This window comes from Aliivibrio thorii, from assembly GCF_057368585.1.
On sequence record NZ_CM170654.1, the window covers coordinates 3,035,673 to 3,061,389 of the forward strand.

Consider the following 25,717-nt stretch of genomic DNA (forward strand, 5'->3'; position numbering starts at 1 on the left):
TGACCTAGTGTTTACGCACTAGGCCATTTTTTATAATCAGAAAGTTGTATTTAAACTGGTTTTACGTAGTAATAGATTGATAGAAATTGGGTAATACAACCACCTAATACAAACAAATGCCAAATTGCATGGTTATATGGGATCTTCTTCGCGACATAAAAAATAACCCCTAAAGAATAAATCACACCACCAAGGCCTAATAAAATAACGCCATTAATATCAATATGAATGACTAACTGATAAACCGCAATAACGGATAACCAACCCATAACAAGATAAGTTATTAGTGACAATTTTTTAAACCGATACACAAAAACAATCTTGCCTATAATTCCAATCAAAGCAATAGCCCAAATAACAGCCATCAACCAATAGGCTAGAGGGGTACGCAAACTCACTAATAGATAGGGAGTGTAACTACCCGCGATAAGCAAAAATATGGCACAGTGATCAAGGGTTTTTAATAAACGCTTTGCTTTAGGTGCTGCAATAGAATGGTATAGCGTTGAAGCCAAAAACAGTAAAATAATACTAATACCATAAACAGACATACTTACCATTGTAAGCCAATCTGCATCAACAGCATATGCCTTAACAAGCAATAATATTAATGCAACAACACCAAAAATAAGTCCTAAACCATGAGTTAGGCTATTGGCTAATTCTTCTTTTTTTGAATAAGGGGTAAGAGTAGACATTAATTATCCCATAGAGTGATTACTCGATAAGATAAGTATGCCACATTTAAGCGTACAGTTGTAAGCTTAAATGTGGCGATTTTTCACCAAAATAATGAATTATGTTGTTTGATTTAAGAAATCAATAACTTGTTGGCCAGCATCTTCTGGGGATAATGTTGTTGAGAGCACTAATTTACGCTTTAAATCCCCACTACTTAACACTGAAGATAATAGGTTCAATACTCCTCCTTGGTGTCTTCTATCAACCTCAAACCACAGCTCTAATTCGTCATTATTTCTATAAGCGATTAACTCAAGTTCACGCCAGCGACCATGATATGGGCCATCAAAAGGAACAAATTCAAACTCTTGTACAAAAGGTAAATCAAACCCTTCAACATGCTCGCACTCAACCTGACGAATGCGCAGCCCTTCGGTTTCTAACGCTGTTAGCACCCCATCAAGTAATGCTTCTGGCCGAACGGTAATCGGATCTTTATCTGTTGGATCTAAGCCTAAAGAAATATCTAGTCCTGTTTGTACCCACACTTTAGATTCACCAATAGTCACCGGAGTATTGAGTGGTAAATCTAATTCTATTTCAAACTTTCGTTCTTGTTTGGGCTCTATCATAAACACATAAGGTAAGCTCCAATCGGCCAACACATGAGTTTGTTTGATAATTTGTGTATGTGAGCTGTTATCACGATTACGTTTAACTTCTTTTTTATATTGGCAGCATAACTTCAAATCAATATTATCAATTTGCTGAGCCGTTGCCCCACCAGTCACTTCTATTGTCACCGACACCTTTTGTCCAGGGATCAATACTTCATGATGAATGATCGTGTCAACATTCGCAGAACCAATGCCTAATGACGCCAACGTTTTCTTAAAAAAAGACATTCTTATCTCCTAACTCATCCATATTTTTATACAGTTATTATTACCTAGATCGTAAAAATACGTTGAGATGCACCTCGACTAATTAACAGTTTATGATACCCTTAATGGGTGTTTTTTAAACACATAATCCTAACTATTTATATGGATTGCGAAAGCTAGAAAAGAGTTCCACCTTGGTGTAACTCATAAATAGTTAGGTCATTAATTTGGCCAAGGAAGTGCCTGGCTATAGAGATCGACAATGCGTCCTATGACTGTCAGGTTCTCACGCTCTGCTTCAACGCACAGCGTGGATCGTCGTCGCAGCCACTTTGTAAAAGTTGCGGTAACGAAAAAGAACGTCCCTGAAATGACTTTAGTAGTTTCAGAAAAACCAGAAACTCTAAAAGAAGTTTCATTTGCAGCATAATTAAAAAGCGTAGCCTATTGGTTACGCTTTTTTTTCTAAGAACAACCATTACATCCCGCTTAACATCTTTTATAACTTAGATATACTAACCCTAATAATTATAGGGAGAATGCTCAATGAAATGCCACCGCGTTAATGAATTAATCGAATTAATCCACCCTGAGTGGAAAAAAGAACCAGAACTAAATCTTATGCAGTTTATTATGAAACTAGTAGAGGAAACGAAGTACGAAGGCAAGTTAGAAGACCTAACCGATGACGTTCTTATTTATCATCTAAAAATGCGTAACAGCGAAAAAACAGAAATGATCCCTGGTCTTGCAAAAGACCAAGAAGATGATTTTAAAACCGCTATTTTAAGAGCTCGTGGACTACTATAAGTAACCAACAGTACTAACTTCTACTCTATACCCAAGTAATTTCTGAAACGTTTCAATAACTCTTACTTGGGTATATCAATAAAAATGATCGTTTTCTCCTCAAATAAAACACACTTTTTTAACTAAATTTGAACCTTCTTACGAACTCCACTTATTCATCAGGCTATAATTCAGCCGCAATGTCTTAATATCTCAAACAAATAAGTAGTTATGCTCAATAAACTACCATGGGATACCCATAAAAATAATAGGAAGAATAATGAGTCAGGATAAGATCGACATCAAAGATGTGACTCCAAAACAATTTAATCCCAAAACACATAAGTCTAGCAGTGATCGCTTTAACCCTAATTCCGGTATTTATGTGCGTCAAAGTAAAGGGGCATTTCAAAAACTACGCCGTTATGGTGGCTGGTTTTTACTTGCTCTCTTTGTTTTAACACCTTGGATTTCATTTGGTGAGCGCCAAGCCATTTTATTAGATATAGGTAGCCAACAATTTAATTTTTTTGGCACTACGTTATTCCCTCAAGATCTCACATTACTTGCTTTATTGTTTGTTATAGCCGCTTTCGGCCTCTTTTTTATTACCACCTTTTTAGGCCGAGTATGGTGTGGTTATCTTTGTCCTCAAACCGTTTGGACTTTTATGTATATCTGGTTTGAGGAAAAGCTAGAAGGCCCTGCCAACAAGCGACGTAAGCAAGACCAAATACCAATGACCTCAAATTTACTGGTAAGAAAAACCATCAAACACATAGCATGGGTAGCGATAGCTATCGCAACAGGCTTAACCTTCGTTGGATATTTCGTTCCAGTCAAAGAGCTTGTGATCGATTTCTTCACCTTCAATAGTGATTTTTTACCAGCATTTTGGATACTCTTTTTTGCCGCCTGTACTTACGGTAACGCAGGATGGATGCGCTCTATTGTTTGTTTACATATGTGTCCCTATGCTCGCTTTCAATCTGCAATGTTTGATAAAGATACTTATATTGTTGGCTATGATCCCAAGCGAGGCGAAGCTCGAGGACCAAGATCCCGCAAGAAAGATAATAAAGAACTAGGGCTAGGCGACTGTATTGATTGTAATTTATGCGTTCAAGTTTGCCCTACTGGCATTGATATTCGAGACGGCCTACAATATGAATGCATTAATTGCGGAGCTTGTATTGATGCATGTAATGAAACTATGCGTAAAATGGGTTACGAAAAAGATCTTATTAGCTATACAACCGAACACAAACTTGCAGGACATAAAACTCATATTATGCGTCCAAAACTGATTGGTTACGGGCTGGTGATGACTTTAATGATGGGTTTATTCTTTGCTCAAATTGCAACAGTAGATCCTATGGGACTTGATGTATTACGAGATAGAAACCAACTATCTCGGATTAACAATGCTGGATTAGTTGAAAATACCTACACACTAAAAATCATCAACAAAACGCAACAAAAACAAGATTACCACCTGTCTGTTGTTGGTTTGGAAGGAGTGACTTGGTATGGTTCTAATAGTGTAAATGTCGATCCCGGTGAAGTGTTTAGTTTACCGATCAGCTTAGGTATCAGTGCTGATAACTTAACAACACCAATTACTACCATTGTTTTTGAAATTAAAAATAATGAACAACAAGTAATAAAAGCAGAAAGCCGTTTCTTTAAACCGCTATAATTACTCTATTATTGACTCAAAAGGCTCATAATGAGCCCTTTTTATTTGAGAATAACTATGTCTGAACATGCCTTTAATTTCAGTACCCTCACCCCTGATATATTATGGAACGCCCTTGCTGATATCGGTATTCGAGCTGAATCAGGTTTTTTAGCTTTAAACAGCTACGAGAATCGTGTTTATCAATTCACAGATGAAGAAAGACGTCGTTATGTCGTTAAATTCTATCGACCTCAGCGTTGGTCTGAAGCTCAAATATTAGAAGAGCATCTTTTTGCTCAGCAACTTGTTCAACAAGATATTCCCATTGCTGCCCCCGTAGAAATAAATGGTAAAACGCTTCACTTTGCTAACGGTTATTGGTTTGCTCTATTTAATAGTTTAGGTGGTCGCACATTTGAAGTGGATAACTTTGATCAGCTTGAATGGGTGGGTAGATTTTTAGGCCGAATTCATAAAGTTGGAGAATCCGAGCTATTTACTCACCGCCCAACATTCGGACTAGACGAATATCTATATCAACCTCGTAAATTATTAGAGAATAGCTCTTTCATCCCATCACATTTAGAAAATAGCTTCTTTTCTGATCTTGATATGTTAATTGGCCGAATAGAAGAACATTGGCAACCAAGTAAAGCAATCCGTTTACATGGCGACTGTCATCCTAGTAATATTTTATGGCGAGATGGTCCACTATTTGTTGATTTAGATGACGCAAGAAACGGTCCTGCAGCCCAAGATATTTGGATGCTTTTAAATGGAGAACGACACGATAAATTAGTTCAGTTAGATATTCTCGTTGAAGCTTATTCTGAATATTGCGATTTTGACCACAACCAACTGAAACTAATTGAGCCTTTACGTGGTCTACGAATGGTACACTACATGGCATGGCTAGCAAAACGCTGGCAAGATCCTGCTTTTCCTATTGCATTTCCATGGTTTGCCGACGCAAAATACTGGGAAAGCCAAGTTCTAGGCTTTAAAGAACAAATTGCAGCCTTAAATGACGCACCTTTAGAGCTAATGCCACAATGGTGATATCGTTTAAATAAGCTGCTATGTCTGTAAATGACATAACAAGCTAACATAATAAAACAAACACAAATGGATTGGAGAAAGTTACACATGATGAAGAAAATGATGGCACTGTTTGGTGCTTTAGCGCTAAGTTTTTCAGTTAACGCAGCAAACTTTACAGAAGGGGATTACTATAAAGTTTTAGACCTTCCTGAATCAAAAACACCAACAGTAAACGAGTTCTTTTCTTTCTACTGCCCGCATTGTAATAGCTTTGAACCACTGATTCAGGGATTGAAAAAAACACTGCCAGATAATGCGACTTTTAAGAAAACACACGTTTCATTCATGGGTGGAAAAATGGGCCTATCGATGAGTAAAGCTTATGCAACAATGGTATCTCTTGGTGTTGAAGATAAAATGATTCCTGTTTTTTTCAACCGTATTCATGCCATGAACAAGCCACCACGTAATGAAAAAGAAATTCGTCAAATCTTCTTAGATGAAGGCGTGAACGCTGATGAATTTGATGGTACTTACAATAGCTTTGCAATTAATTCTATGGTTAACCGCTTCGATAAAGCTTTCCAAGACAGCGGCCTAACGGGTGTTCCTGCTCTTATCGTTAACAATAAATATCTTGTTGAAACTGGCAAAATTCAAAGTTCAGAAGAATACTATGAATTAGTTAACTGGTTACTTAAAAAGTAGTTAAACTGTATTACCCTGAAAAAACAGATACTAAAAAGGGAGCGAATTATCTCTCCCTTTTTATATATCTAAATTCATTTATTTAAAATACCTTGCAAGTACTCATCCTTCTCTTTCCATAAATCATTTATCCACTTATGGAAGCTGCGTTTAAACGCTTTATCACCAAAATAATCACCATTCACTTTCTCATCATTTTCGTGCAAATTAATACGAACAACCACTTTAGTCAACTTGCCTTGCAACATATCAATAAAAGGAGAATCCTGATTCTCAGGGTAAGCTAAAGTAACATCCACAATACCATCAAATAACTCCCCCATAGCAGAAAGAGTAAAGGCTATTCCACCTATCTTTGGCTTAAATAAATACTGATAAGGCGTACGTGCTTCTTTTAATTTTTCTGGCGTTGCTCGTGTTCCTTCAACAAAGTTAACCACGGTTGTTGGTACTGAACGAAAGTTTTCACATGATTTTTGAATCGCTTTAAAATCATCTTCACGGCGTTCAGGATCACGACGCATAAAAGGCATATCAGCCCCCCAGCACGCTAGACCTACAAACGGGACATAAAGTAATTCATGCTTTAAAAAGAATTTGGTCATTGGTATTTTATCTTTCATCACCGATGACAATATAACAATATCAGCCCAGCTAACATGGTTAGAAAGAAGCAAATACCATTTATCTTGAGAAAGTTCATCACCACCATCAATAACCCATTCAATGGTGTTATTCACATTCAACATCCAAAGATTCAATGTAGCCCAACCCCATAAGGTTTTATTTGCCATTGATACTGTGGTTTTTTTTATAAAATAAAAAGGAAGTATGAGTTTGATAACAGCAAAAAAACTGATAATCAAAGAGGTTAACGCTGTATTAAGCATAACAAGCAAAACACTGATAACCAGTCGAATATTAGCAAACATAAGGTTCTTCATTTATTAACAGGGTGAAAATTGCTCATATCATAACAAGCCTCACTTTGTTTTTGTAATCATCTTTACGCCCATCTAGATAAAAAAGTACTACACAGCCTGAGCAGTAAGTTGCTTTAACAAGCGGTCCATTGCTCTATATCCAACAGCTTCAGCAAGGTGAATCCGTTGAATTTGTTCTTCTCCTGCTAGATCTGCAATGGTTCTCGACACTTTAATTATTCGATGATAAGCACGAATAGAAAGGCCAAGTTGATGAAGTGTATTTTCTAAAAATGCCGCATCTTCCTTTATTAATGGGCAATATTTCTCGACCTCTCTGCTGCCTAATAAAGCATTCACCTTATTACTGCGTTCAAGCATTCGGGCGCGAGCAACAAGGACTCTCTCCTTTACTTTTTGTGTCGACTCTCCTCTATCTCCTCCTTCTGTTAGTGTTCCTTTAGGTAATAGAGGTATCTCTAATGACATATCAAAACGGTCAAGCAAAGGGCCTGAAATTCGATTAAGGTAACGGAGTATTAATTGAGGATTAGTACGAGTTTGATTCCCTTCATAATACCCTGTAGGACTAGGATTTAATGCCCCAACCAATTGAAAACGAGCAGGGAATCGAGTCTTACTTGCTGCACGGGAAATGACAATCTCTCCAGACTCTAATGGCTCACGCAGTGAATCAAGTACCTTTCTTTCAAACTCAGGCATTTCGTCCAAAAATAAAATACCATTATGAGCTAGTGAAATTTCTCCCGGTCTAGGAATTGATCCGCCACCAACCAAAGCGGCCATAGAGCTAGAATGATGTGGAGAACGAAACGGACGAGCACGCCAATTAGATTCCGTAATATTTTGATGAGTTAATGAAGCCACAGCCGCGGTTTCTAGCGCTTCATCATTAGTCATCTCCGGAAGTAAATCACTCATACGAGAGGCCAACATTGTTTTCCCTGTCCCCGGAGGGCCAAGGTATAAAAGATTATGCCCACCTGCTGCAGCTATCTCTAATGCTCTTTTGCCTTGTTGCTGTCCGATAATATCTTGCAGATCACGCTCAAGCGATTGCATCGGCTCATCAACAGGAGAGGACGTTAATAACCCAAGCTGTTGTTGACCACATAAAAAACCACATACAAACAATAAATGAGGCGCTGATTTATGAATATCTTTACCCACCAATGCAGCCTGATCACCATTATCATCAGGAACAACCAAGCAACGATTTGACTTTAATGAAGCAAGTGCTGCAGGTAAAACACCCTTTACCTTTCTAAGCTCTCCCGATAATGCTAACTCACCAACAAATTCATGCCCCTCCAATTTTGTCTCTGGGATCTGATCTGAAGCAGCAAGAATACCAAGCGCAATAGGGAGATCAAATCGACCTCCTTCTTTAGGTAAATCTGCAGGTGCTAAATTTACTGTAATTCGTTTTGATGGGAATTCAAAGTTCGCATTAATGATCGCACTTCTTACCCTGTCTTTTGCTTCTTTAACTGTGGTTTCTGGCAACCCAACAAGACTAAATCCAGGCATTCCATTGCTGATATGAACCTCAACGGTTACTTCTGGTGCCTCAACCCCTACGCACGCTCGGCTGTGTATTATTGCTAATCCCATTTCCCTACCCAATGATTTATAAAGCGACTATTTCTACGCTTTTTATTGATTTGTTATATATAAGCGCTAAATGAACGAGAATTGTGAATAAAATGAGAGTTTTTTCTTGTCATGAGAGCCATGTCTGTGTTACCACTAAGTTAATGTAACGAATTATCAAAAAAAACACGTTTACGGATAGATTAAATGACCTTGTTTGCTCAACTGAATATTCTAATTATTAACATTCTCGTGGTGATTCTGGTCACCGCGCGGGGATGTGTGAGCAAAAAGTAGCAACAGTAACGCACACTTAAAACCCCCAAGCTCATAAGCAAGGGGGTTTTTTTATGAATTCAGGAAGAAATGGGAGCGCATGATGTGCAAGAATAGAGAAAGAATCACTCACGCAGGGAGCGACAGTGTATGAATGGCTCACAATTAGTAGTTAAAGCTTTAAGAGATGAAGGGATCACAACCGTTTTTGGTTATCCAGGTGGGGCAATTATGCCTATCTATGACGCCTTGTATGACGGCGGTGTAGAACACATTTTATGTCGGCATGAACAAGGTGCAGCAATGGCTGCAATTGGTATGGCACGAGCCAATAAAGACGTTGCGGTTTGTCTTGCGACTTCAGGCCCAGGTGCAACCAACCTAATTACAGGTCTTGCTGATGCAATGCTTGACTCTATTCCCCTTGTTGCTATCACTGGACAAGTTGCTAGTCACCTCATTGGTACTGATGCCTTCCAAGAGATGGATGTCATTGGTATGTCTCTCTCTTGTACCAAACACAGTTATCTTGTTACTGACATCAATGAACTGGCACCAGTCATTGCTGAGGCCTTTGAAGTTGCTAAATCTGGCCGACCAGGACCCGTATTAATCGATATAGCCAAAGATGTGCAAGTTGCCGAAGCGCCAGTTACTTCTCTTCCTCATTTTGAAGCACCAAGTATTCCTGTCGTATCTCCTGAAAGTATTGAAGCCGCACAAGTCATTTTAAAATCAAGTAAAAAGCCTGTTTTATATGTTGGTGGTGGCGTTCAATTGGCTCATGCTACTGATGCCGTACGTGAATTTTTAAACAACAATCCTATGCCTTCAGTCAGCACACTAAAAGGATTAGGATCGATTGCTCGTCATGATCCTCATTACTTAGGTATGGTAGGCATGCATGGTACTAAGGCTGCAAACCTTATCGTACAAGAATCTGATTTATTAATCGTTGTTGGTGCTCGCTTTGATGACCGAGTCACAGGCAAGCTTGAGGGTTTCGCCCCTCACGCTAAAGTTATTCATATAGATATAGATGCTGCAGAATTCAATAAACTTCGTCACGCTCACTCCACATTACGTGGCGACATTAATGTTGTTTTACCTCAATTAACTGCCTCTCAAGATATAACTCCATGGTTAGAACATGTTTCTACTCTGCGTACTGAATTTAAATGGCGTTACGATCATCCCGGCGATCTAATCTACGCACCATTATTACTAAAGCAGCTATCAGACATGATGCCAGACAGCTCTATTGTTGCTACCGATGTTGGTCAGCATCAAATGTGGGCTGCCCAGCACATTCAACCCCGAGCTCCTGAAAACTACTTAACCTCTGCAGGTCTTGGCACTATGGGGTTTGGCTTACCTGCAGCAATGGGAGCTAAAGTCGCTCGCCCTAATGATGAGTCCATTCTTATCACTGGTGATGGTTCATTTATGATGAACGTTCAAGAACTAGGCACATTAAAGCGTAAGCAAATTCCTGTAAAAATGGTGCTATTAAACAATCAGCGCCTAGGTATGGTTCGTCAATGGCAATCACTTTTCTTTGATGGCCGTCATAGTGAAACTATCCTTGATGATAACCCTGACTTTGTCGCATTAGCTGCTGCCTTTAATATCCCTGGAAAAACGATCACTCGTAAAGAAGAAGTAGAGCCAGCACTAAAAGAACTACTAGAAAGTAAAACAGCGTATATGCTGCATGTGCTTATCTCTGAAGAAGAAAATGTATGGCCACTTGTTCCGCCAGGTGCCGCAAACCAAGATATGGTGGAGGGTGAATAATGCAACGTTATATTTTAGAAATTAAAGCGACAGATAAACCAGTACTATTAGAACGCGTATTACGTGTTATTCGTCACCGTGGCTTTTCTATTAAACAAGTATTGGCAACCCAGAATCAATCTGACGGGGTTGCCGCTATCGAAATTATTGTAGAAAGTGATCGTCCAATTAGCCTTCTAACCAATCAAATAGAGAAGCTTTGGGATATTACCGCTGTAAACGTATCTACCTTACATCGCGCATAAAAATTTAAAGGATTAAAATAATGTCTACGACTCCTAAAAACAAATACCGTTCAGCCACCACAACTCATGGCCGTAACATGGCTGGTGCTCGTGCACTGTGGCGCGCTACAGGCGTAAAAGAAGAAGATTTTGGTAAGCCAATTATTGCAGTGGTAAACTCATTTACTCAATTTGTTCCGGGTCACGTTCATCTAAAAGACATGGGCCAACTGGTTGCAGGGGAAATAGAAAAAGCAGGTGGTATTGCTAAAGAATTTAATACCATTGCTGTTGATGATGGTATTGCAATGGGTCACGGTGGCATGCTTTATTCACTACCGTCACGTGAGCTGATTGCCGACTCTGTTGAATACATGGTCAATGCTCACTGTGCCGATGCTATGGTTTGTATTTCTAACTGTGACAAAATAACTCCAGGAATGATGATGGCAGCAATGCGTCTTAACATTCCGGTGATCTTTGTGTCTGGTGGCCCAATGGAAGCAGGTAAGACTAAGCTTTCAGATCAAATCATCAAGCTGGATCTTGTCGACGCAATGATCCAAGGCGCCGATCCAACAATTTCAGATGAACAAAGTGAGCAAGTAGAGCGCTCTGCATGCCCAACTTGTGGTTCTTGTTCTGGTATGTTTACGGCTAACTCGATGAACTGCCTAACTGAAGCACTTGGTTTATCTCAACCGGGTAATGGCTCAATGCTAGCTACTCACGCTGATCGTGAACAACTGTTTATCAATGCCGGTAAACGTGTCGTTGAATTAACGAAACGCTATTATGAGCAAGGGGATGATTCCGCATTACCACGCAATATTGCGAACCGTGCTGCGTTTGAAAATGCGATGGCACTTGATATTGCAATGGGGGGATCAAGTAATACCGTTCTTCACCTTCTTGCGTCAGCTCAAGAGGGCGATATTGATTTTGATATGGGTGACATTGATGAAATGTCTCGTCGTGTACCTCACCTATGTAAAGTCGCTCCATCAACGCCTAAATATCATATGGAAGACGTTCACCGTGCTGGTGGTGTTATGGCTATTCTTGGTGAATTAGATCGTGCAGGCCTACTTAATGGTGATACCAATACCGTACTTGGCTTAACAATGAAAGAACAGCTAGCCCAATACGACATTATGCAAACTGAAGATGAAGCGGTACTTAAGTTCTTCCGCGCAGGTCCTGCTGGCATTCGAACCACCAAAGCTTTCTCACAAGATTGCCGTTGGGATCGCCTAGATGACGATCGCGAAAATGGCTGTATTCGAACAAAAGAGAACGCTTTTAGCCAAGAAGGTGGCCTAGCGGTCCTTTCTGGCAATATTGCAATCGATGGCTGTATTGTCAAAACGGCAGGTGTCGATGAAGATAATCTAAAATTCCAAGGCCCTGCGATTGTATTTGAAAGCCAAGACAGTGCTGTAGAAGGTATTCTAGGCGGAAAAGTAAAAGCTGGGGAAGTTGTGGTTATTCGCTACGAAGGACCTAAAGGTGGCCCTGGAATGCAAGAAATGCTGTACCCAACCACTTATCTTAAATCGATGGGACTAGGTAAAGCGTGCGCGCTTCTTACTGATGGTCGCTTCTCTGGTGGCACTTCAGGTCTTTCTATTGGCCATGTATCTCCAGAAGCTGCAAGTGGTGGTACTATTGGTTTAGTAAATACAGGCGACATCATTACGATTGATATTCCAAGTCGCTCAATTACTCTTGATGTATCTGACGTGGAATTGGCTGAACGTCGAGTGAAACAAGACCAATTAGGCTGGAAACCCGTCAATCGTCAACGTGAAGTCTCTTTTGCATTAAAAGCCTATGCAATGATGGCAACTAGTGCAGACAAAGGTGCAGTACGTGATAAATCTAAGTTAGAGGGATAAGTTTATGCCTACACCTTCTAATCAAACTGGCGCAGAATATCTGCGTCAGATCTTACGAGCACCAATCTATGAAGTGGCCACAGTGACACCACTTCAAGATATGCCTCGTTTGTCAGAACGTATTCAAAACCGAGTTCAATTGAAGCGAGAAGACCGTCAACCGGTTCACTCATTCAAGCTTCGTGGCGCTTACAATATGGTTTCTAGTCTAACTGAAGAGCAAAAGAAAGCTGGCGTTATCGCGGCATCTGCAGGAAACCATGCTCAAGGAATGGCGTTATCTGGTACTAAACTTGGAATTCAAACCACAATAGTTATGCCACGCACCACTCCAGATATAAAAGTAGAAGCGGTAAAAGGCTTTGGCGGCAATGTGGTTCTTCATGGCAGTAATTTTGATGAAGCCAAAGCAGAAGCAGAACGCTTATCAGAACTCCATGGTTATACATTTGTTCCTCCATTTGATCATCCACTTGTGATAGCTGGTCAAGGAACAATAGGAATGGAAATGCTACAACAAAATGGGCATTTAGATTATATTTTTGTTCCTGTTGGTGGTGGTGGTTTAGCCGCTGGTGTTGCTGTTCTTATTAAACAATTAATGCCTGAAATTAAAGTCATTGCTGTAGAACCGGAAGACTCAGCTTGTTTAAAAGCAGCCTTAGATGCAGGAGAACCCGTCGTTCTAGATCAAGTAAGTATGTTTGCTGATGGTGTCGCCGTAAAACGCATTGGGGATGAAACATTCCGTTTATGCCAAAAATATATTGATGGACATATTACCGTTTCTAGCGATGAAATCTGCGCTGCCGTCAAAGACATTTTTGAAGATACTCGTGCAATTGCTGAACCATCAGGCGCATTAGCACTCGCAGGTCTCAAAAAATTCGCCGATAAACATCAACTGAAAGGTAAGCAGTTAGCGACGGTTCTTTCTGGCGCAAACACTAATTTTCATGGTTTACGTTATGTTTCTGAACGATGTGAGCTTGGTGAAAAAAGAGAAGGATTACTAGCAGTTACGATTCCCGAGCGCCAAGGGGCATTTTTCGAATTTTGTAACCTTATTGGCGGTCGAGCAGTTACTGAGTTTAACTACCGTTATAGCGATGATAAATCAGCGAATATTTTTGTCGGTGTTCGATTACAAGAAGGGCAGCAAGAGCTAGATAATATCATTACTGATTTACAGCAAGGAGATTACCCTGTTGTTGATCTGTCTGATAATGAAATGGCAAAGCTTCATATTCGTTACATGATTGGAGGAAAGCCCTCTAAGTCATTAAACGAAAAATTATATAGCTTTGAGTTTCCAGAATATCCTGGCGCGTTAGTTAAATTCTTAAGTACCTTAGGTACTCATTGGAATATAAGCCTCTTTAATTATCGTAACCATGGTGCTGACTATGGCCGTGTTTTATGTGGTTTTGAACTAACGGATTCTGATCTTGTTAGTTTTTCAAAACACCTTAAAGAACTTGGATATCAATGGAAAGATGAAACCGATAATCTAGCTTATCAATTCTTTTTATCCTAAGACCGTACGGCGTAATAAGGCTAAGTAAATTTTAGCCTTATTTTCATTCATTTTTGAAATTATGCTATACAATCGGTTAAAAAATGCTATTATTTTTCTCGGCCTGTAAACAGACCTATTTATCTGTAATATTATGCTTTTGAAACCTTCGTTATACTGCTTTACCAGTTATGCTTGAAGCTTTTTATACATATGTTTTACCTCAAATAAATAATTCTTTATGGCTACAACTTCGCATTATGCGAATTATTTAATTAAAAAAATTAGGATATATATTATGTCTAAAACAACTGGTATCGTTAAGTGGTTTAACGAAGAGAAAGGTTTCGGCTTCATTACTCAAGATAACGGCGGCGCTGACGTATTCGTTCACTTCCGTGCTATCGCATCTGAAGGCTTCAAAACTCTGAAAGAAGGCCAAAAGGTTTCTTTCGAAGTTGAACAAGGTCAAAAAGGCCCACAAGCAGCTAACGTTGTTGGTGAGTAATTCGAATTTTCGAATTGAATTCTAAAAAATGCTGACTTCGGTCGGCATTTTTTTTATCTGCAATTTGAGTAAAACAATTAAGCACAAATTATAGACATAAAAAAGAAGCCTAAGTGACTTCTTTTTTACTATCCATACACTACAGATTAATTATTTTTTAGCAGGACGCTGCCAGTTAGCAATTCGACGCTCTTTCGCACGACTAATGTATAATTCATTTTCACTAACGTCTTTAGTTACTGTTGAACCAGCACCGACTGTCGCGCCATTAGCAATAGTAACCGGAGCGATCAGTTGACTATCAGAACCAACAAATACATCATCACCAATGATTGTTTTAAATTTATTGGCACCATCGTAATTACATGTAATGACACCAGCACCAACATTTACACGTTGACCAATTTCAGCATCACCAAGGTATGTTAAATGATTTGCTTTAGAGCCTTCACCTAAACGTACATTTTTCACTTCAACGAAGTTACCTACATGGGCATCATTACAAAGCTCTGCGCCTGGACGCAAACGAGTAAATGGACCAACAGTACAATCTTCACCAACCGTAGCGCCTTCAATAACACTGTATGGACGAACAATGGTATTGTCATCAATCTCACAGTCTTTCAGTACACAGCCGGCACCAATAACAACATTATCACCCAATGTTACATTACCTTCGATGATTACGTTTACGTCGATCTCGATATCCATACCGCACTGTAATGATCCTCTTAGATCAAAGCGACTAGGATCACGAAGCATAACTCCTTGCTCTAATAACTTTTGTGCTTGTGCTGATTGAAATGCTCTTTCTAAACGCGCTAATTGAGCACGATCATTCACGCCTTCAACTTCAATAGGGCTAACAGGATGCACCGCTTCAACAGCACGACCTTCATCATGAGCAGCAGCAATAATATCTGTTAGATAATATTCACCTTGCGCGTTTTCATTTTTAAGAGCCGCTAACCAACGTTTTAAATCACCGCCAGTAGCAACCATTACACCAGTGTTGATCTCTTTAATAAGCTTCTGTTCTTCTGTCGCATCTTTCTGCTCTACAATCGCTATAACAGGACCATTACGACGAATAATACGCCCATACCCCATAGGATTATCTAAAACAACAGTAAGTAAAGCGATACCACCAGTTGGTTGAGCATCTAATAAGTTTTCGACTGTTTCAGCGCTGATAAGTGGAACATCACCATAAAGAATTAATACTTTTTCATCATCAGCAAATTCTGGCGACGCTTGATTAACTGCATGACCAGTACCAAGTTGCTCAGCTTGAAGAACCCATGTTACTCGCTCTTGACCTAGCTCAGCTTGCATTTGATCACCGCCGTGACCATACACAAGATGGATGTTTTTAGCCCCAAGACCTTCACATGTATCAATAACATGCTTAGCCATTGGCTTACCTGCTAAAGTATGAAGTACTTTAGGTTTATTTGAATACATGCGAGTGCCTTTACCCGCTGCCAAAATTACTGCACTGAAGTTCATAGGAAGCCCATTTTATTTTTATGCTGACTTAATTTGCCTAGCTCGTTAATACCAAAAATACTAAATCCATTATTTACTGCATCATTTTATGAGTGAATAACTAATGGGATTAATATGAGGGTTAAATTATATGCTAAAAAATAGACGATAGGGTGAGAGATTAGTAAGAATTACAACGAACAATAAAGAAAAGGCGACCATATAGGTCGCCTTCTTTCTAATGGTGCTTGATTAACGCGAACGTTTTGTCAGTTCGATAACTCGAAGCTGTGCGATCGCTTTAGCCAAATCACTGGCCGCTTGAGCGAAGTTAATGTCGCTATGCTGATTACGGATATTCTCCTCAGCCTTGCGTTTAGCTTCTTCTGCCTTAGCTGCGTCTAGGTCTTCACCACGGATAGCTGCATCTGCAAGAACAGTTGCCGAACCAGGTTGAACCTCAACAATACCACCAGAAATATAAATAATTTCTTCGTGGCCATGTTGTTTAACAATACGCACCATACCAGGCGTGATAGCGGTCAGCAGCGGTGCGTGACCATGGAAAATACCAAGTTCACCTTCGCTACCGGTCACCTGAATCGTTTCAACCAGTCCTGAGAATAGTTTTTTCTCAGCACTTACAACGTCCAGGTGAAAGGTCATTGCTGCCATATCGCCTCCTAATCAGCCTTATAGCTTCTTCGCATTCTCAAGCGCGTCTTCAATTTTACCGCAGTACATGAAGGCTTGCTCAGGAACGTCATCGTAATCACCAGCTAATAAACCTTTAAAGCCAGCTAATGTGTCTTTAAGCGGTACGTAAATACCAGGGTCACCCGTGAATACTTCAGCTACGTGGTAAGGTTGAGTTAAGAACTTCTCAATCTTACGAGCACGAGATACAACTTGCTTATCTTCTTCAGATAGCTCGTCCATACCTAGGATAGCGATGATATCTTTTAGCTCTTTATAACGCTGTAATGTTGATTGAACATTACGAGCGATATCATAGTGCTCTTGACCAACAACAAGTGGATCAAGTTGACGAGATGTAGAATCTAACGGGTCAATCGCAGGGTATAAACCCATAGATGCGATATTACGGTTAAGTACAACTGTCGCATCTAAGTGAGCAAACGTTGTTGCTGGAGATGGATCCGTTAAGTCATCCGCAGGTACATATACCGCTTGAACTGAAGTGATAGAGCCACTACGAGTTGAAGTAATACGCTCCTGAAGAACACCCATCTCTTCAGCTAGTGTAGGTTGGTAACCTACCGCTGATGGCATACGACCTAGTAGAGCTGATACTTCAGTTCCCGCTAGCGTATAACGATAGATGTTATCAATGAATAGTAAAACGTCACGACCTTCGTCACGGAAACGTTCTGCCATTGTTAGACCAGTCAAAGCAACGCGTAAACGGTTACCTGGTGGCTCATTCATTTGACCGTAAACCATCGCTACTTTTGATTCTTCAGGTTTTTCGATGTTTACAACACCAGCTTCCTGCATCTCAAAGTAGAAATCATTACCTTCACGAGTACGCTCACCTACACCTGCAAATACAGATAGGCCAGAGTGTTGTAGTGCGATGTTGTTGATAAGTTCCATCATGTTGACAGTCTTACCTACACCAGCACCACCGAATAGACCGATTTTACCACCCTTAGCGAATGGACAAATTAAGTCGATTACTTTAACACCCGTTTCTAAAAGTTCAGTCGAGTTAGACTGCTCTTCATAGCTAGGCGCTTCGCGGTGAATTGAATAATGCTCTTCAGCACCAATCTCGCCACACTCATCAATCGCGTCACCAAGAACGTTCATGATACGGCCTAAAGTTTTAGTACCCACTGGAACAGTAATTGGCGCGCCAGTATTTTCTACTGTTAAGCCACGACGTAAACCATCTGAGCTACCCATTACGATACAGCGCACTACGCCGCCACCGATTTGCTGTTGCACTTCAAGAACAAGACGCTCTTTTGCATCAACAACATTCAAAGCATCGTATACACGAGGTACATTGCCTTGTGGGAACTCTACATCGACTACCGCACCGATGATCTGTACGATCTTACCTGTAGTCATCGTTAATCCTCTAAACTGTTTAAATACCTATGCTTAAACCGCTGATGCGCCTGAAACAATTTCAGAAAGCTCTTGTGTAATCGCCGATTGACGGGCTTTGTTATACACAAGTTGCAGTTCATCAATGATGTCACCAGCGTTATCAGTCGCTGCTTTCATCGCAATCATTCGCGCTACATGTTCGCACGCTAAGTTTTCAACTACACCCTGATATACTTGTGATTCAACGTATCGAACCAATAATGTATCTAGTAGTAGCTTAGGCTCAGGTTCATAAATGTAATCCCAAGAATGAGTACGTTTCATTGCTTCATCTTCAGATTTAGGCAAAGGAAGTAATTGGTCAATTGCTGGCTCTTGTACCATAGTATTAATGAACTTATTGTTCACTACATACAGGCGATCCAGCTGGCCTTCATCGTATTTCTTTAGCATAACGCCAACACTACCGATCAATTCTTCAAGACTTGGGTTATCACCTAAGCCAGAGTTTTGAGCAATAACGTTACCGCCATAGCTATTAAAAAATGCTGTCGCTTTAGAACCGATAACGGCTAAATCAATTTCAACACCATCTTTTGACCATGTATTCATTTCTGCCATGACTTTTTTAAACAAGTTAATGTTTAAGCCACCACACAAACCACGGTCACTAGAAATAACAATGTAACCAACACGCTTAGCTTCGCGTTCCTCAAGATACGGATGACGATACTCAAGGCTACCAAGCGCTAAATGACCGATTACTTTACGTATTGTGTCAGCATATGGACGAGACGCAGCCATCGACTCTTGCGAGCGACGCATTTTAGAAGCGGCTACCATTTCCATTGCTTTCGTGATCTTTTGAGTGCTTTTTACACTCCCGATCTTGTTACGAATCTCTTTCGCACCGGCCATCGTTACTCTCCGTTTTCGGGTGACCCATAACAGGTCACCAACGAATTACCAGGTCTGGGTTGCTTTGAAATCTTCAACCAGTTTCACGAACTGAGCTTCAATTTCATTATTCCAAGCACCCGATGAGTCGATCTCTGTTGCTAGATCGGCAAATTGACCACGAGCATACGACAGCAGAGCTTCTTCAAAATCAGCAAGCTTAGAAAGCTCAACATCATTCAAATAGCCTTTCTCAGCTGTAAAGATAACTAACGCTTGATCAAAAACAGACATTGGAGCGTACTGTTTCTGTTTCATAAGTTCAGTTACTTTTTCACCGTGATCCAGTTGCTTTTTAGTCGCGTCATCAAGATCAGATGAGAACTGAGCAAATGCTGCAAGTTCACGATACTGTGCAAGCGCAGTACGAATACCACCAGACAGTTTCTTAATGATCTTAGTTTGCGCAGCACCACCTACACGAGATACAGAGATACCAGGATCTACCGCAGGACGAACACCAGCAGTGAACAGTTCTGTTTGTAGGAAGATCTGACCATCAGTAATCGAGATTACGTTGGTTGGTACGAATGCAGATACGTCACCAGCTTGAGTTTCGATGATAGGTAGAGCAGTTAAAGAACCAGTTTTACCTTTCACTTCACCATTAGTGAATTTCTCAACATACGCTTCACTTACACGAGCAGCACGCTCTAGTAGGCGAGAGTGTAAATAGAATACGTCGCCAGGGAATGCTTCACGACCTGGTGGACGTTTCAGTAGTAGAGAAATCTGACGATAAGCTACCGCTTGTTTAGATAAGTCATCATAAACAATCAGAGCGTCTTCACCGCGGTCACGGAAGTATTCACCCATCGCACAACCTGAGTACGGTGCAAGGTATTGCAACGCAGCAGATTCAGAAGCTGATGCAACAACAACGATAGTATTAGCTAACGCACCGTGCTCTTCTAATTTGCGAACTACGTTAGCAATTGTTGATGCCTTTTGGCCAATCGCAACATAGATTGAGAAAATACCAGAATTCTTCTGGTTAATGATCGCATCGATCGCCATTGCTGTTTTACCAGTCTGACGGTCGCCGATGATTAGCTCACGCTGACCACGGCCGATTGGGATCATTGAGTCAACTGACTTATAGCCAGTTTGTACAGGTTGGTCTACTGATTTACGATCGATTACACCAGGTGCAATCACTTCTACTGGAGAAGTCAGTTTCGCATCAATAGGGCCTTTACCATCAATTGGCTCACCAAGTGTGTTTACAACACGACCTAGCATTTCAGGACCTACTGGCACTTCAAGGATACGACCAGTACCTGTTACTTTCATGCCTTCCTGTAGGTCAGCATATGGGCCCATTACAACAGCACCAACTGAGTCACGCTCAAGGTTAAGTGCTAGCGCATAACGGCCACCCGGTAATTCAATCATTTCGCCTTGCATAACATCTGCAAGGCCGTGGATACGAATGATACCGTCGCTTACCGAAACGATTGTACCTTCATTACGAGCTTCACTTACAACGTTAAATTTTTCAATACGTTGTTTGATTAGGTCGCTAATTTCCGTGGAATTAAGTTGCATGCTCCATTCCCCATCAAGACTGCAATGTTTCACTCAGGCGGCTCAAACGGCCACGTGCTGAGTTATCAATGACTAGGTCTCCGGCTCGAATTATGACCCCAGCTAACAGGGCCTCATCTACGCTACAATTCAGCTTCACTTTACGCTCTAGACGAGCTTCAAGTTTGGCACTAATGTCAGCTTTTTGCTGCTCAGTCAGTTCAATTGCTGAAGTAACTTCAGCATCAATTTCTTTTTCAAGCTCATGCTTTAAAAAGATAAATTGCTCTAACACACTAGGTAAAATCTTCAAACGGCCGTTTTCAGCCATAACATGGATTAGATTTTGTCCAAACTCGTTCAGTTGTTCACCACAAATTGAAATAAAGATTTCTGACAGTTTATCTGATGCAATAGTACCATCAAGTAACTGAGCAACATCTTCATTTTTTGATACTTCTGAACAAAAAGTTAGCATTTGAACCCATAGGTCCAATTCGCCTTTTTCGACCGCAAAGTCAAAAGCTGCTTTCGCGTAGGGGCGTGCGATGGTTGTCATTGTTGACATATCTTGCCCCCTTTTACTTACAATTTCGCAGTGATGTTATCAAGAATATCTCTTTGAGATTCTATATCAATAGAACGCTCTAAGATCTTCTCGGCACCAATCACAGCCAGAGTTGCAACTTGTTTACGCAGTTCATCACGAGCACGTTTACGTTCAGACTCAAGTTCAGCTTCACCTTGTGTAAGAATTTTTTGACGTTCAGTCAAAGCTTCTTCACGAGCTTCATCCAAAATTTGGCCTTTACGTTTGTTCGCTTGTTCGATGATCTCAGTTGCAGCGCGTTTTGCTTCTTTCAGTTGATCAGAAGCATTGGCTTGTGCCAAATCAAGGTCTTTAGCTGCGCGTTCAGCGGCAGATAAACCGTCAGCAATTTTCTTCTGACGTTCCTCGATCGCTTCCATGATTGGTGGCCATACATATTTCATGCAGAACCAAACAAACAGTGCGAAAGCGATTGCTTGACCAAGCAGAGTTGCGTTCATATTCACAACAGCTACCCCTCGTTAAGAATCAGCTACAAAAATTCAATTAGCAAAAGGCTAGATTAGCCTGCTAGTTGACCAACAAATGGGTTAGCAAATGTGAATAGTAGCGCGATAACGATACCGATCATTGGAACCGCATCCAATAGACCAGCGATGATGAACATCTTAACTTGTAACATTGGAGCCATTTCAGGTTGACGAGCTGCGCCTTCCAGAAACTTACCACCAAGAATAGCAAAACCAATTGCTGTACCTACAGCACAAAGACCAACAATAATAGCTACTGCGATAGCTGAAAAACTAAGAACGGTTTCCATTTATATTCTCCAATTGAATAGATAGAGTTGTATTAAAAATTTAAATTAATGATCGCCATCTTCATGAGCCATTGACATATAAACTATAGTCAACATCATGAAAACAAATGCTTGGATTAAGATAACCAAAATATGGAAAATAGCCCAAGGTAACGCACCGACCCATTGTAAATACCACGGTAACATTGCAGCAATTAGGATAAATACCACTTCACCAGCAAACATGTTACCAAACAAACGCATACCTAACGAAAGAGGTTTAGCTAATAGCGAAACTACTTCAATAAGTAAGTTGAACGGGATCATGAGCCAATGGTTAAATGGATGTAATGCTAATTCTTTTGCAAAACCACCTAGGCCTTTTACTTTAATGCTGTAATAAATCATCAAAGCAAACACACCAAGAGCCATCGCCATAGTAATGTTTACATCAGCTGTTGGAACCACTTTAAGATAAGGGATACCTAGCAAATGTTCAGCAGAGTAAGGAATGAAATCAATAGGAACTAAATCCATGACATTCATTATAATTACCCAACAAAATATGGTTAAAGCTAATGGAGCAACCAAAGGGTTTCTGCCGTGGAAAGTCTCTTTTACGTTACTATCAACGAATTCAACTACCATTTCGACGAAACACTGTAATTTACCTGGTACTCCAGTCGTTGATTTCTTAGCTACAGAACGAAATACCCAAAGGAATAACACACCTGTTAGCACAGAAAAAAACAAACTGTCTATATGCACATTCCAAAAACTTAATTCATCAACAATGCCTAACTTCCCTAAAGAGAGATTCTGCAGGTGATGATTAATATATTCAGTAGGCGTTGACGCAGACATAACTTTTCCTATTTCCTGTTGTTAATAAAGAAAACTGGTGCAAAGATATTACTACCCAGTACCAGCAAATAGGTTAGTTTGAGGGGAACAAGTTCCACCTCCGTATACACGTAAACAATAGAAAATAAGACAATTGTTATAAGAATTTTAAGCACTTCACCCAAATAGAAAAAAGCAGCAACCATTTTAGCCGCTCTTGCTCCACTGAACATAAATGCGCATTTTGAAAACACTGAATTCGCAATAATAAAAATACTACCGCCTATCAATGCAGACATTCCCCAACTAGCACTAACGGCTATACTCATCCCTATTGTCATAACTGTAGTGACACTAAGCTGAATCAATAACAATCGCTTAGCAAGCAAACGCCCAGGTTTAGCTAGCGTAACTACCATGTATTCTTCCTTTTAAAGCACCTTTGCTTTGATATATATCAACATAAAGCAAAGATTTTGCAAAAATTATACGTTGCACCGATATGAATGCAATCAAATAGCATTAAAAAGTTACATTTATGAGAACAAAGCAGTAACTTTTACGACGTAAAATACAATTTTGCTTTTAAACACCGTTTTATATCACACTTAGCTTTCTAGCTTTGCGATAAGTTGTTCTAATTTGTGAGCCTCGTCAAAGGTAATCGTTACCTTACCTTTACCCGATGAGTTTCTATTAATCACAACAGTAGACCCCAAAATAGTCGATAATTTACTCGACACTTCTGTCATTTCAAGATCTTCTCTTACTGGTTTTATTTCTTGTTTAGGTGACAACAAAGCTTTCACTTTCTGTTCTATTTGACGAACAGTCAGCTTTTTCTTTATGACTAAATGAGCAAGTTCTATTTGAGATTCAGAGTCTAATGCTAGTAGTGCTCTCGCATGGCCCATTTCTAACAATTTACTCTCAACAAGTACTTTAACTTCATCAGAAAGAGCATTTAAGCGTAATAAATTCGTCACAGTTGTACGAGACTTACCAATCACTTCAGAGATCTGTTGATGTGTTAATTCAAACTCTTGTTGTAAGCGCTCTAACGCTTGTGCTTCTTCTATTGCATTCAAATCTTCACGCTGAATGTTTTCAATCAACGCCATTGCAATAGCTGCTTTATCTTCAACTGATTTAACAACACATGGAACGTGTTTTAATCCCGCTTTTTTTGCTGCTCGGAAACGTCTTTCACCAGCTATTATTTCATATTGTTGATGGGAAGTTTGACGAACAACGATAGGCTGGATAATGCCTTGAGAACGAATGGAAGCAGATAATTCTTCTAATGCTTCTTCTTCCATTGTTTTTCTTGGTTGATAATGACCCGCATTCAGTTGATGGATACCCAACTCAACTAATTGAGTATCTTTTGAAATAGATTCACTTTGTTCAGCAGCAACTTGCTTTTCGCGAGCCAATGAACTTGTTGCTAATAGGGCATCTAATCCTTTACCTAAACCACGTTTATTTCCCATGAATTTCTGTTTCCCTTTCTTTTTCCATTTCGTCACGGCGAATTATCTCTCCGGCAAGAGCTAAATATGCTTTTGCACCATTTGAGTATTTATCATAATACATTGCAGGTTTACCATGACTTGGCGCTTCTGCTAAACGCACATTTCGAGGAATGACGGTGCGATACACTTTATCTCCAAAATGTTTTTTTAGTTGATCCGATACATCATTAGCTAAGCGATTGCGAGGATCGAACATAGTTCTTAATAATCCTTCGATCTTTAAATCAGCATTCACTACAGCGGCTAATTTACCAATAGTATCAATTAAAGCGGTTAGTCCCTCTAGTGCATAATATTCACACTGCATAGGGACTAATACAGAATCAGATGCTGCCATGGCGTTAATTGTAAGGAGATTTAGAGCGGGAGGGCAATCAATAAAGATGAAATCATAGTTACCACGAATTGGGTAGATCATGTTACGCAGACGAACTTCTCGCGCAAACACTTCCATTAACTTAATTTCAGCTGCAGTAATATCACCATTTGCAGCGATTAAATCATAGCCACCAGATGTTTTCTCTATTACAACCTTTTCAAAAGGTACTTCGTCGACCAACAACTCGTAAGCGGTAGCATCAACATCATATTTATCAACTCCACTGGCCATGGTCGCATTACCTTGCGCGTCTAAGTCAATAAGTAGAACTTTTCGATGTGTTGCTGCCATAGAAGCGGCAAGATTCACCGCTGTTGTTGTTTTTCCTACGCCACCTTTCTGGTTCGCAATAGAGATAACTTTTCCCACACTAACCTCTTATTCCATTATTTTTTTCCGGTTAAGGTGACTAAATGTCTTTCACCTTCTAACTCCGGAACGATTAATGTCGCCACATCTCTGACCGAACACCACTCAGGAAGATCATTTGCTTCATTTTCTGAGTAGATACCTTTTAATGCCAAAAATACACCATCTTCTTCTTTAGGTAGATGATGACACCAATTCACCATGTCTGTCATTGATGCAAATGCACGACTTAGGACTGCATCAAACTTTTCTTCAGGTTGAAACTCTTCAACACGACTTTGAATTGGACTGACATTGCTAATTTTTAGTTCATGAATCACTTGTTTAATAAAACGAATTCGTTTCCCTAAGCTATCTAGCAGTGTAAATGATTTCTCTGGATTCATGATAGCTAACGGGATACCTGGTAAGCCAGGTCCTGTACCAACATCAATAAAACGCTGACCTGATAGTTTTGGACTAACAACGATACTATCCAAGATATGTTTAATAACCATTTCACTTGGATTTCTTACAGAAGTTAAGTTATACGCTTTATTCCACTTATGAAGTAGAGCTACATAACCAAGTAACTGCTCTTTTTGCAATTCAGAGACAGTTAAATCAGTTTGAGCAATCAAACGATCGAATTGTTGAGATAAATCGGTCACG

At 40.0% G+C, this 25,717-nt stretch carries 27 protein-coding genes; 10 read left to right on the top strand and 17 right to left on the bottom strand.

The annotated features are described in order from the left end of the window. Positions 1-50: 50 nt before the first annotated feature. Complete coding sequence (gene trhA / locus AC2IP4_RS14055; RefSeq protein WP_105056611.1) at positions 51-698, bottom strand: PAQR family membrane homeostasis protein TrhA; 648 nt, start codon at positions 696-698, stop codon at positions 51-53. A gap of 99 nt (positions 699-797) precedes the next feature. Continuing rightward, positions 798-1,586, bottom strand: a complete 789-nt coding sequence (locus tag AC2IP4_RS14060) for a sporulation protein (RefSeq protein WP_375321445.1) — start codon at positions 1,584-1,586, stop codon at positions 798-800. Positions 1,587-1,827: 241 nt separating this feature from the next. Here AC2IP4_RS14060 and AC2IP4_RS14065 point away from each other — a divergent pair, with 241 nt between their 5' ends. The 5 genes from AC2IP4_RS14065 (at position 1,828) to AC2IP4_RS14085 (ending at position 5,784) form a co-directional block, all read left to right on the top strand. Further along, positions 1,828-1,995, top strand: coding sequence for a hypothetical protein (locus AC2IP4_RS14065; RefSeq protein WP_105056613.1), 168 nt, complete (start codon positions 1,828-1,830; stop codon positions 1,993-1,995). Positions 1,996-2,111: 116 nt separating this feature from the next. Beyond that, positions 2,112-2,375 carry a YihD family protein gene (locus AC2IP4_RS14070; protein ID WP_375321446.1) on the top strand — a complete coding sequence of 88 codons (264 nt, stop codon included), beginning with the start codon at positions 2,112-2,114 and terminating at the stop codon, positions 2,373-2,375. 259 nt (positions 2,376-2,634) lie between these two features. After that, a complete protein-coding gene (ccoG, locus tag AC2IP4_RS14075) occupies positions 2,635-4,053 on the top strand; it encodes a cytochrome c oxidase accessory protein CcoG (protein ID WP_375321447.1) in 1,419 nt (472 codons plus the stop codon). Positions 4,054-4,110: 57 nt separating this feature from the next. Next, on the top strand, positions 4,111-5,094 hold the full coding sequence (locus AC2IP4_RS14080; protein WP_181044695.1) for a serine/threonine protein kinase: 984 nt from the start codon (positions 4,111-4,113) through the stop codon (positions 5,092-5,094). A 90-nt stretch (positions 5,095-5,184) separates the two neighbouring features. Further along, positions 5,185-5,784, top strand: a complete 600-nt coding sequence (locus AC2IP4_RS14085) for a thiol:disulfide interchange protein DsbA/DsbL (protein WP_181044702.1) — start codon at positions 5,185-5,187, stop codon at positions 5,782-5,784. A gap of 74 nt (positions 5,785-5,858) precedes the next feature. Here AC2IP4_RS14085 and AC2IP4_RS14090 read toward each other — a convergent pair whose 3' ends face one another. After that, the gene (locus AC2IP4_RS14090) at positions 5,859-6,716 is read right to left on the bottom strand and encodes an acyltransferase (protein ID WP_486306846.1); all 858 of its coding nucleotides are present in this window, start codon (positions 6,714-6,716) and stop codon (positions 5,859-5,861) included. 99 nt (positions 6,717-6,815) lie between these two features. Then, positions 6,816-8,342, bottom strand: a complete 1,527-nt coding sequence (locus AC2IP4_RS14095) for a YifB family Mg chelatase-like AAA ATPase (RefSeq protein ID WP_486310430.1) — start codon at positions 8,340-8,342, stop codon at positions 6,816-6,818. A 405-nt stretch (positions 8,343-8,747) separates the two neighbouring features. Between AC2IP4_RS14095 and ilvG the strand changes: the two genes are divergently transcribed. The 5 genes from ilvG (at position 8,748) to cspE (ending at position 14,540) form a co-directional block, all read left to right on the top strand. Continuing rightward, on the top strand, positions 8,748-10,394 hold the full coding sequence (ilvG, locus tag AC2IP4_RS14100) for an acetolactate synthase 2 catalytic subunit (protein WP_486306856.1): 1,647 nt from the start codon (positions 8,748-8,750) through the stop codon (positions 10,392-10,394). Further along, positions 10,394-10,639 (top strand): acetolactate synthase 2 small subunit, encoded by a 246-nt coding sequence (ilvM, locus tag AC2IP4_RS14105; RefSeq protein ID WP_060993484.1) that lies wholly within the window; start codon positions 10,394-10,396, stop codon positions 10,637-10,639. The genes ilvG and ilvM overlap by 1 nt, the downstream gene beginning before the upstream one ends. Positions 10,640-10,659: 20 nt before the next feature. Then, positions 10,660-12,516: a dihydroxy-acid dehydratase gene (gene ilvD, locus AC2IP4_RS14110; RefSeq protein WP_486310431.1), complete on the top strand. Its 1,857-nt coding sequence runs from the start codon at positions 10,660-10,662 to the stop codon at positions 12,514-12,516. A gap of 4 nt (positions 12,517-12,520) precedes the next feature. Then, positions 12,521-14,053, top strand: coding sequence for a threonine ammonia-lyase, biosynthetic (ilvA, locus tag AC2IP4_RS14115; protein WP_486310432.1), 1,533 nt, complete (start codon positions 12,521-12,523; stop codon positions 14,051-14,053). Positions 14,054-14,330: 277 nt separating this feature from the next. Next, positions 14,331-14,540, top strand: coding sequence for a transcription antiterminator/RNA stability regulator CspE (cspE, locus tag AC2IP4_RS14120; protein ID WP_060993481.1), 210 nt, complete (start codon positions 14,331-14,333; stop codon positions 14,538-14,540). 150 nt (positions 14,541-14,690) lie between these two features. On the opposite strand, the gene glmU is transcribed toward cspE, so the two are convergent. The 13 genes from glmU to rsmG form a co-directional block, all read right to left on the bottom strand. Further along, positions 14,691-16,049 carry a bifunctional UDP-N-acetylglucosamine diphosphorylase/glucosamine-1-phosphate N-acetyltransferase GlmU gene (gene glmU / locus AC2IP4_RS14125; protein ID WP_486310433.1) on the bottom strand — a complete coding sequence of 453 codons (1,359 nt, stop codon included), beginning with the start codon at positions 16,047-16,049 and terminating at the stop codon, positions 14,691-14,693. A 231-nt stretch (positions 16,050-16,280) separates the two neighbouring features. Then, positions 16,281-16,703, bottom strand: coding sequence for a F0F1 ATP synthase subunit epsilon (locus AC2IP4_RS14130; protein ID WP_375321454.1), 423 nt, complete (start codon positions 16,701-16,703; stop codon positions 16,281-16,283). Between the two features lie 18 nt (positions 16,704-16,721). Further along, entirely contained in the window at positions 16,722-18,125 is a 1,404-nt protein-coding gene (gene atpD, locus AC2IP4_RS14135) for a F0F1 ATP synthase subunit beta (RefSeq protein ID WP_375321455.1), read from the bottom strand. A gap of 33 nt (positions 18,126-18,158) precedes the next feature. Next, positions 18,159-19,025 (bottom strand): F0F1 ATP synthase subunit gamma, encoded by an 867-nt coding sequence (gene atpG, locus AC2IP4_RS14140; RefSeq protein ID WP_060993477.1) that lies wholly within the window; start codon positions 19,023-19,025, stop codon positions 18,159-18,161. A gap of 45 nt (positions 19,026-19,070) precedes the next feature. Beyond that, the gene (atpA, locus tag AC2IP4_RS14145; RefSeq protein ID WP_375321456.1) at positions 19,071-20,612 is read right to left on the bottom strand and encodes a F0F1 ATP synthase subunit alpha; all 1,542 of its coding nucleotides are present in this window, start codon (positions 20,610-20,612) and stop codon (positions 19,071-19,073) included. 13 nt (positions 20,613-20,625) lie between these two features. Continuing rightward, entirely contained in the window at positions 20,626-21,159 is a 534-nt protein-coding gene (atpH, locus tag AC2IP4_RS14150) for a F0F1 ATP synthase subunit delta (RefSeq protein WP_486310434.1), read from the bottom strand. 17 nt (positions 21,160-21,176) lie between these two features. After that, positions 21,177-21,647: a F0F1 ATP synthase subunit B gene (gene atpF / locus AC2IP4_RS14155; protein WP_060993474.1), complete on the bottom strand. Its 471-nt coding sequence runs from the start codon at positions 21,645-21,647 to the stop codon at positions 21,177-21,179. Between the two features lie 56 nt (positions 21,648-21,703). Beyond that, positions 21,704-21,961 (bottom strand): F0F1 ATP synthase subunit C, encoded by a 258-nt coding sequence (gene atpE / locus AC2IP4_RS14160; protein ID WP_004411110.1) that lies wholly within the window; start codon positions 21,959-21,961, stop codon positions 21,704-21,706. Between the two features lie 45 nt (positions 21,962-22,006). Further along, a complete protein-coding gene (atpB, locus tag AC2IP4_RS14165; protein ID WP_060993473.1) occupies positions 22,007-22,804 on the bottom strand; it encodes a F0F1 ATP synthase subunit A in 798 nt (265 codons plus the stop codon). Between the two features lie 8 nt (positions 22,805-22,812). After that, complete coding sequence (locus tag AC2IP4_RS14170) at positions 22,813-23,202, bottom strand: F0F1 ATP synthase subunit I (RefSeq protein WP_060993472.1); 390 nt, start codon at positions 23,200-23,202, stop codon at positions 22,813-22,815. A 189-nt stretch (positions 23,203-23,391) separates the two neighbouring features. Continuing rightward, positions 23,392-24,276 (bottom strand): ParB/RepB/Spo0J family partition protein, encoded by an 885-nt coding sequence (locus AC2IP4_RS14175; RefSeq protein WP_375321457.1) that lies wholly within the window; start codon positions 24,274-24,276, stop codon positions 23,392-23,394. After that, positions 24,266-25,066, bottom strand: coding sequence for a ParA family protein (locus AC2IP4_RS14180; protein WP_486310435.1), 801 nt, complete (start codon positions 25,064-25,066; stop codon positions 24,266-24,268). The genes AC2IP4_RS14175 and AC2IP4_RS14180 overlap by 11 nt, the downstream gene beginning before the upstream one ends. A 17-nt stretch (positions 25,067-25,083) precedes the next feature. After that, positions 25,084-25,716: a 16S rRNA (guanine(527)-N(7))-methyltransferase RsmG gene (gene rsmG, locus AC2IP4_RS14185; RefSeq protein WP_486310436.1), complete on the bottom strand. Its 633-nt coding sequence runs from the start codon at positions 25,714-25,716 to the stop codon at positions 25,084-25,086. Position 25,717 lies beyond the last annotated feature (1 nt).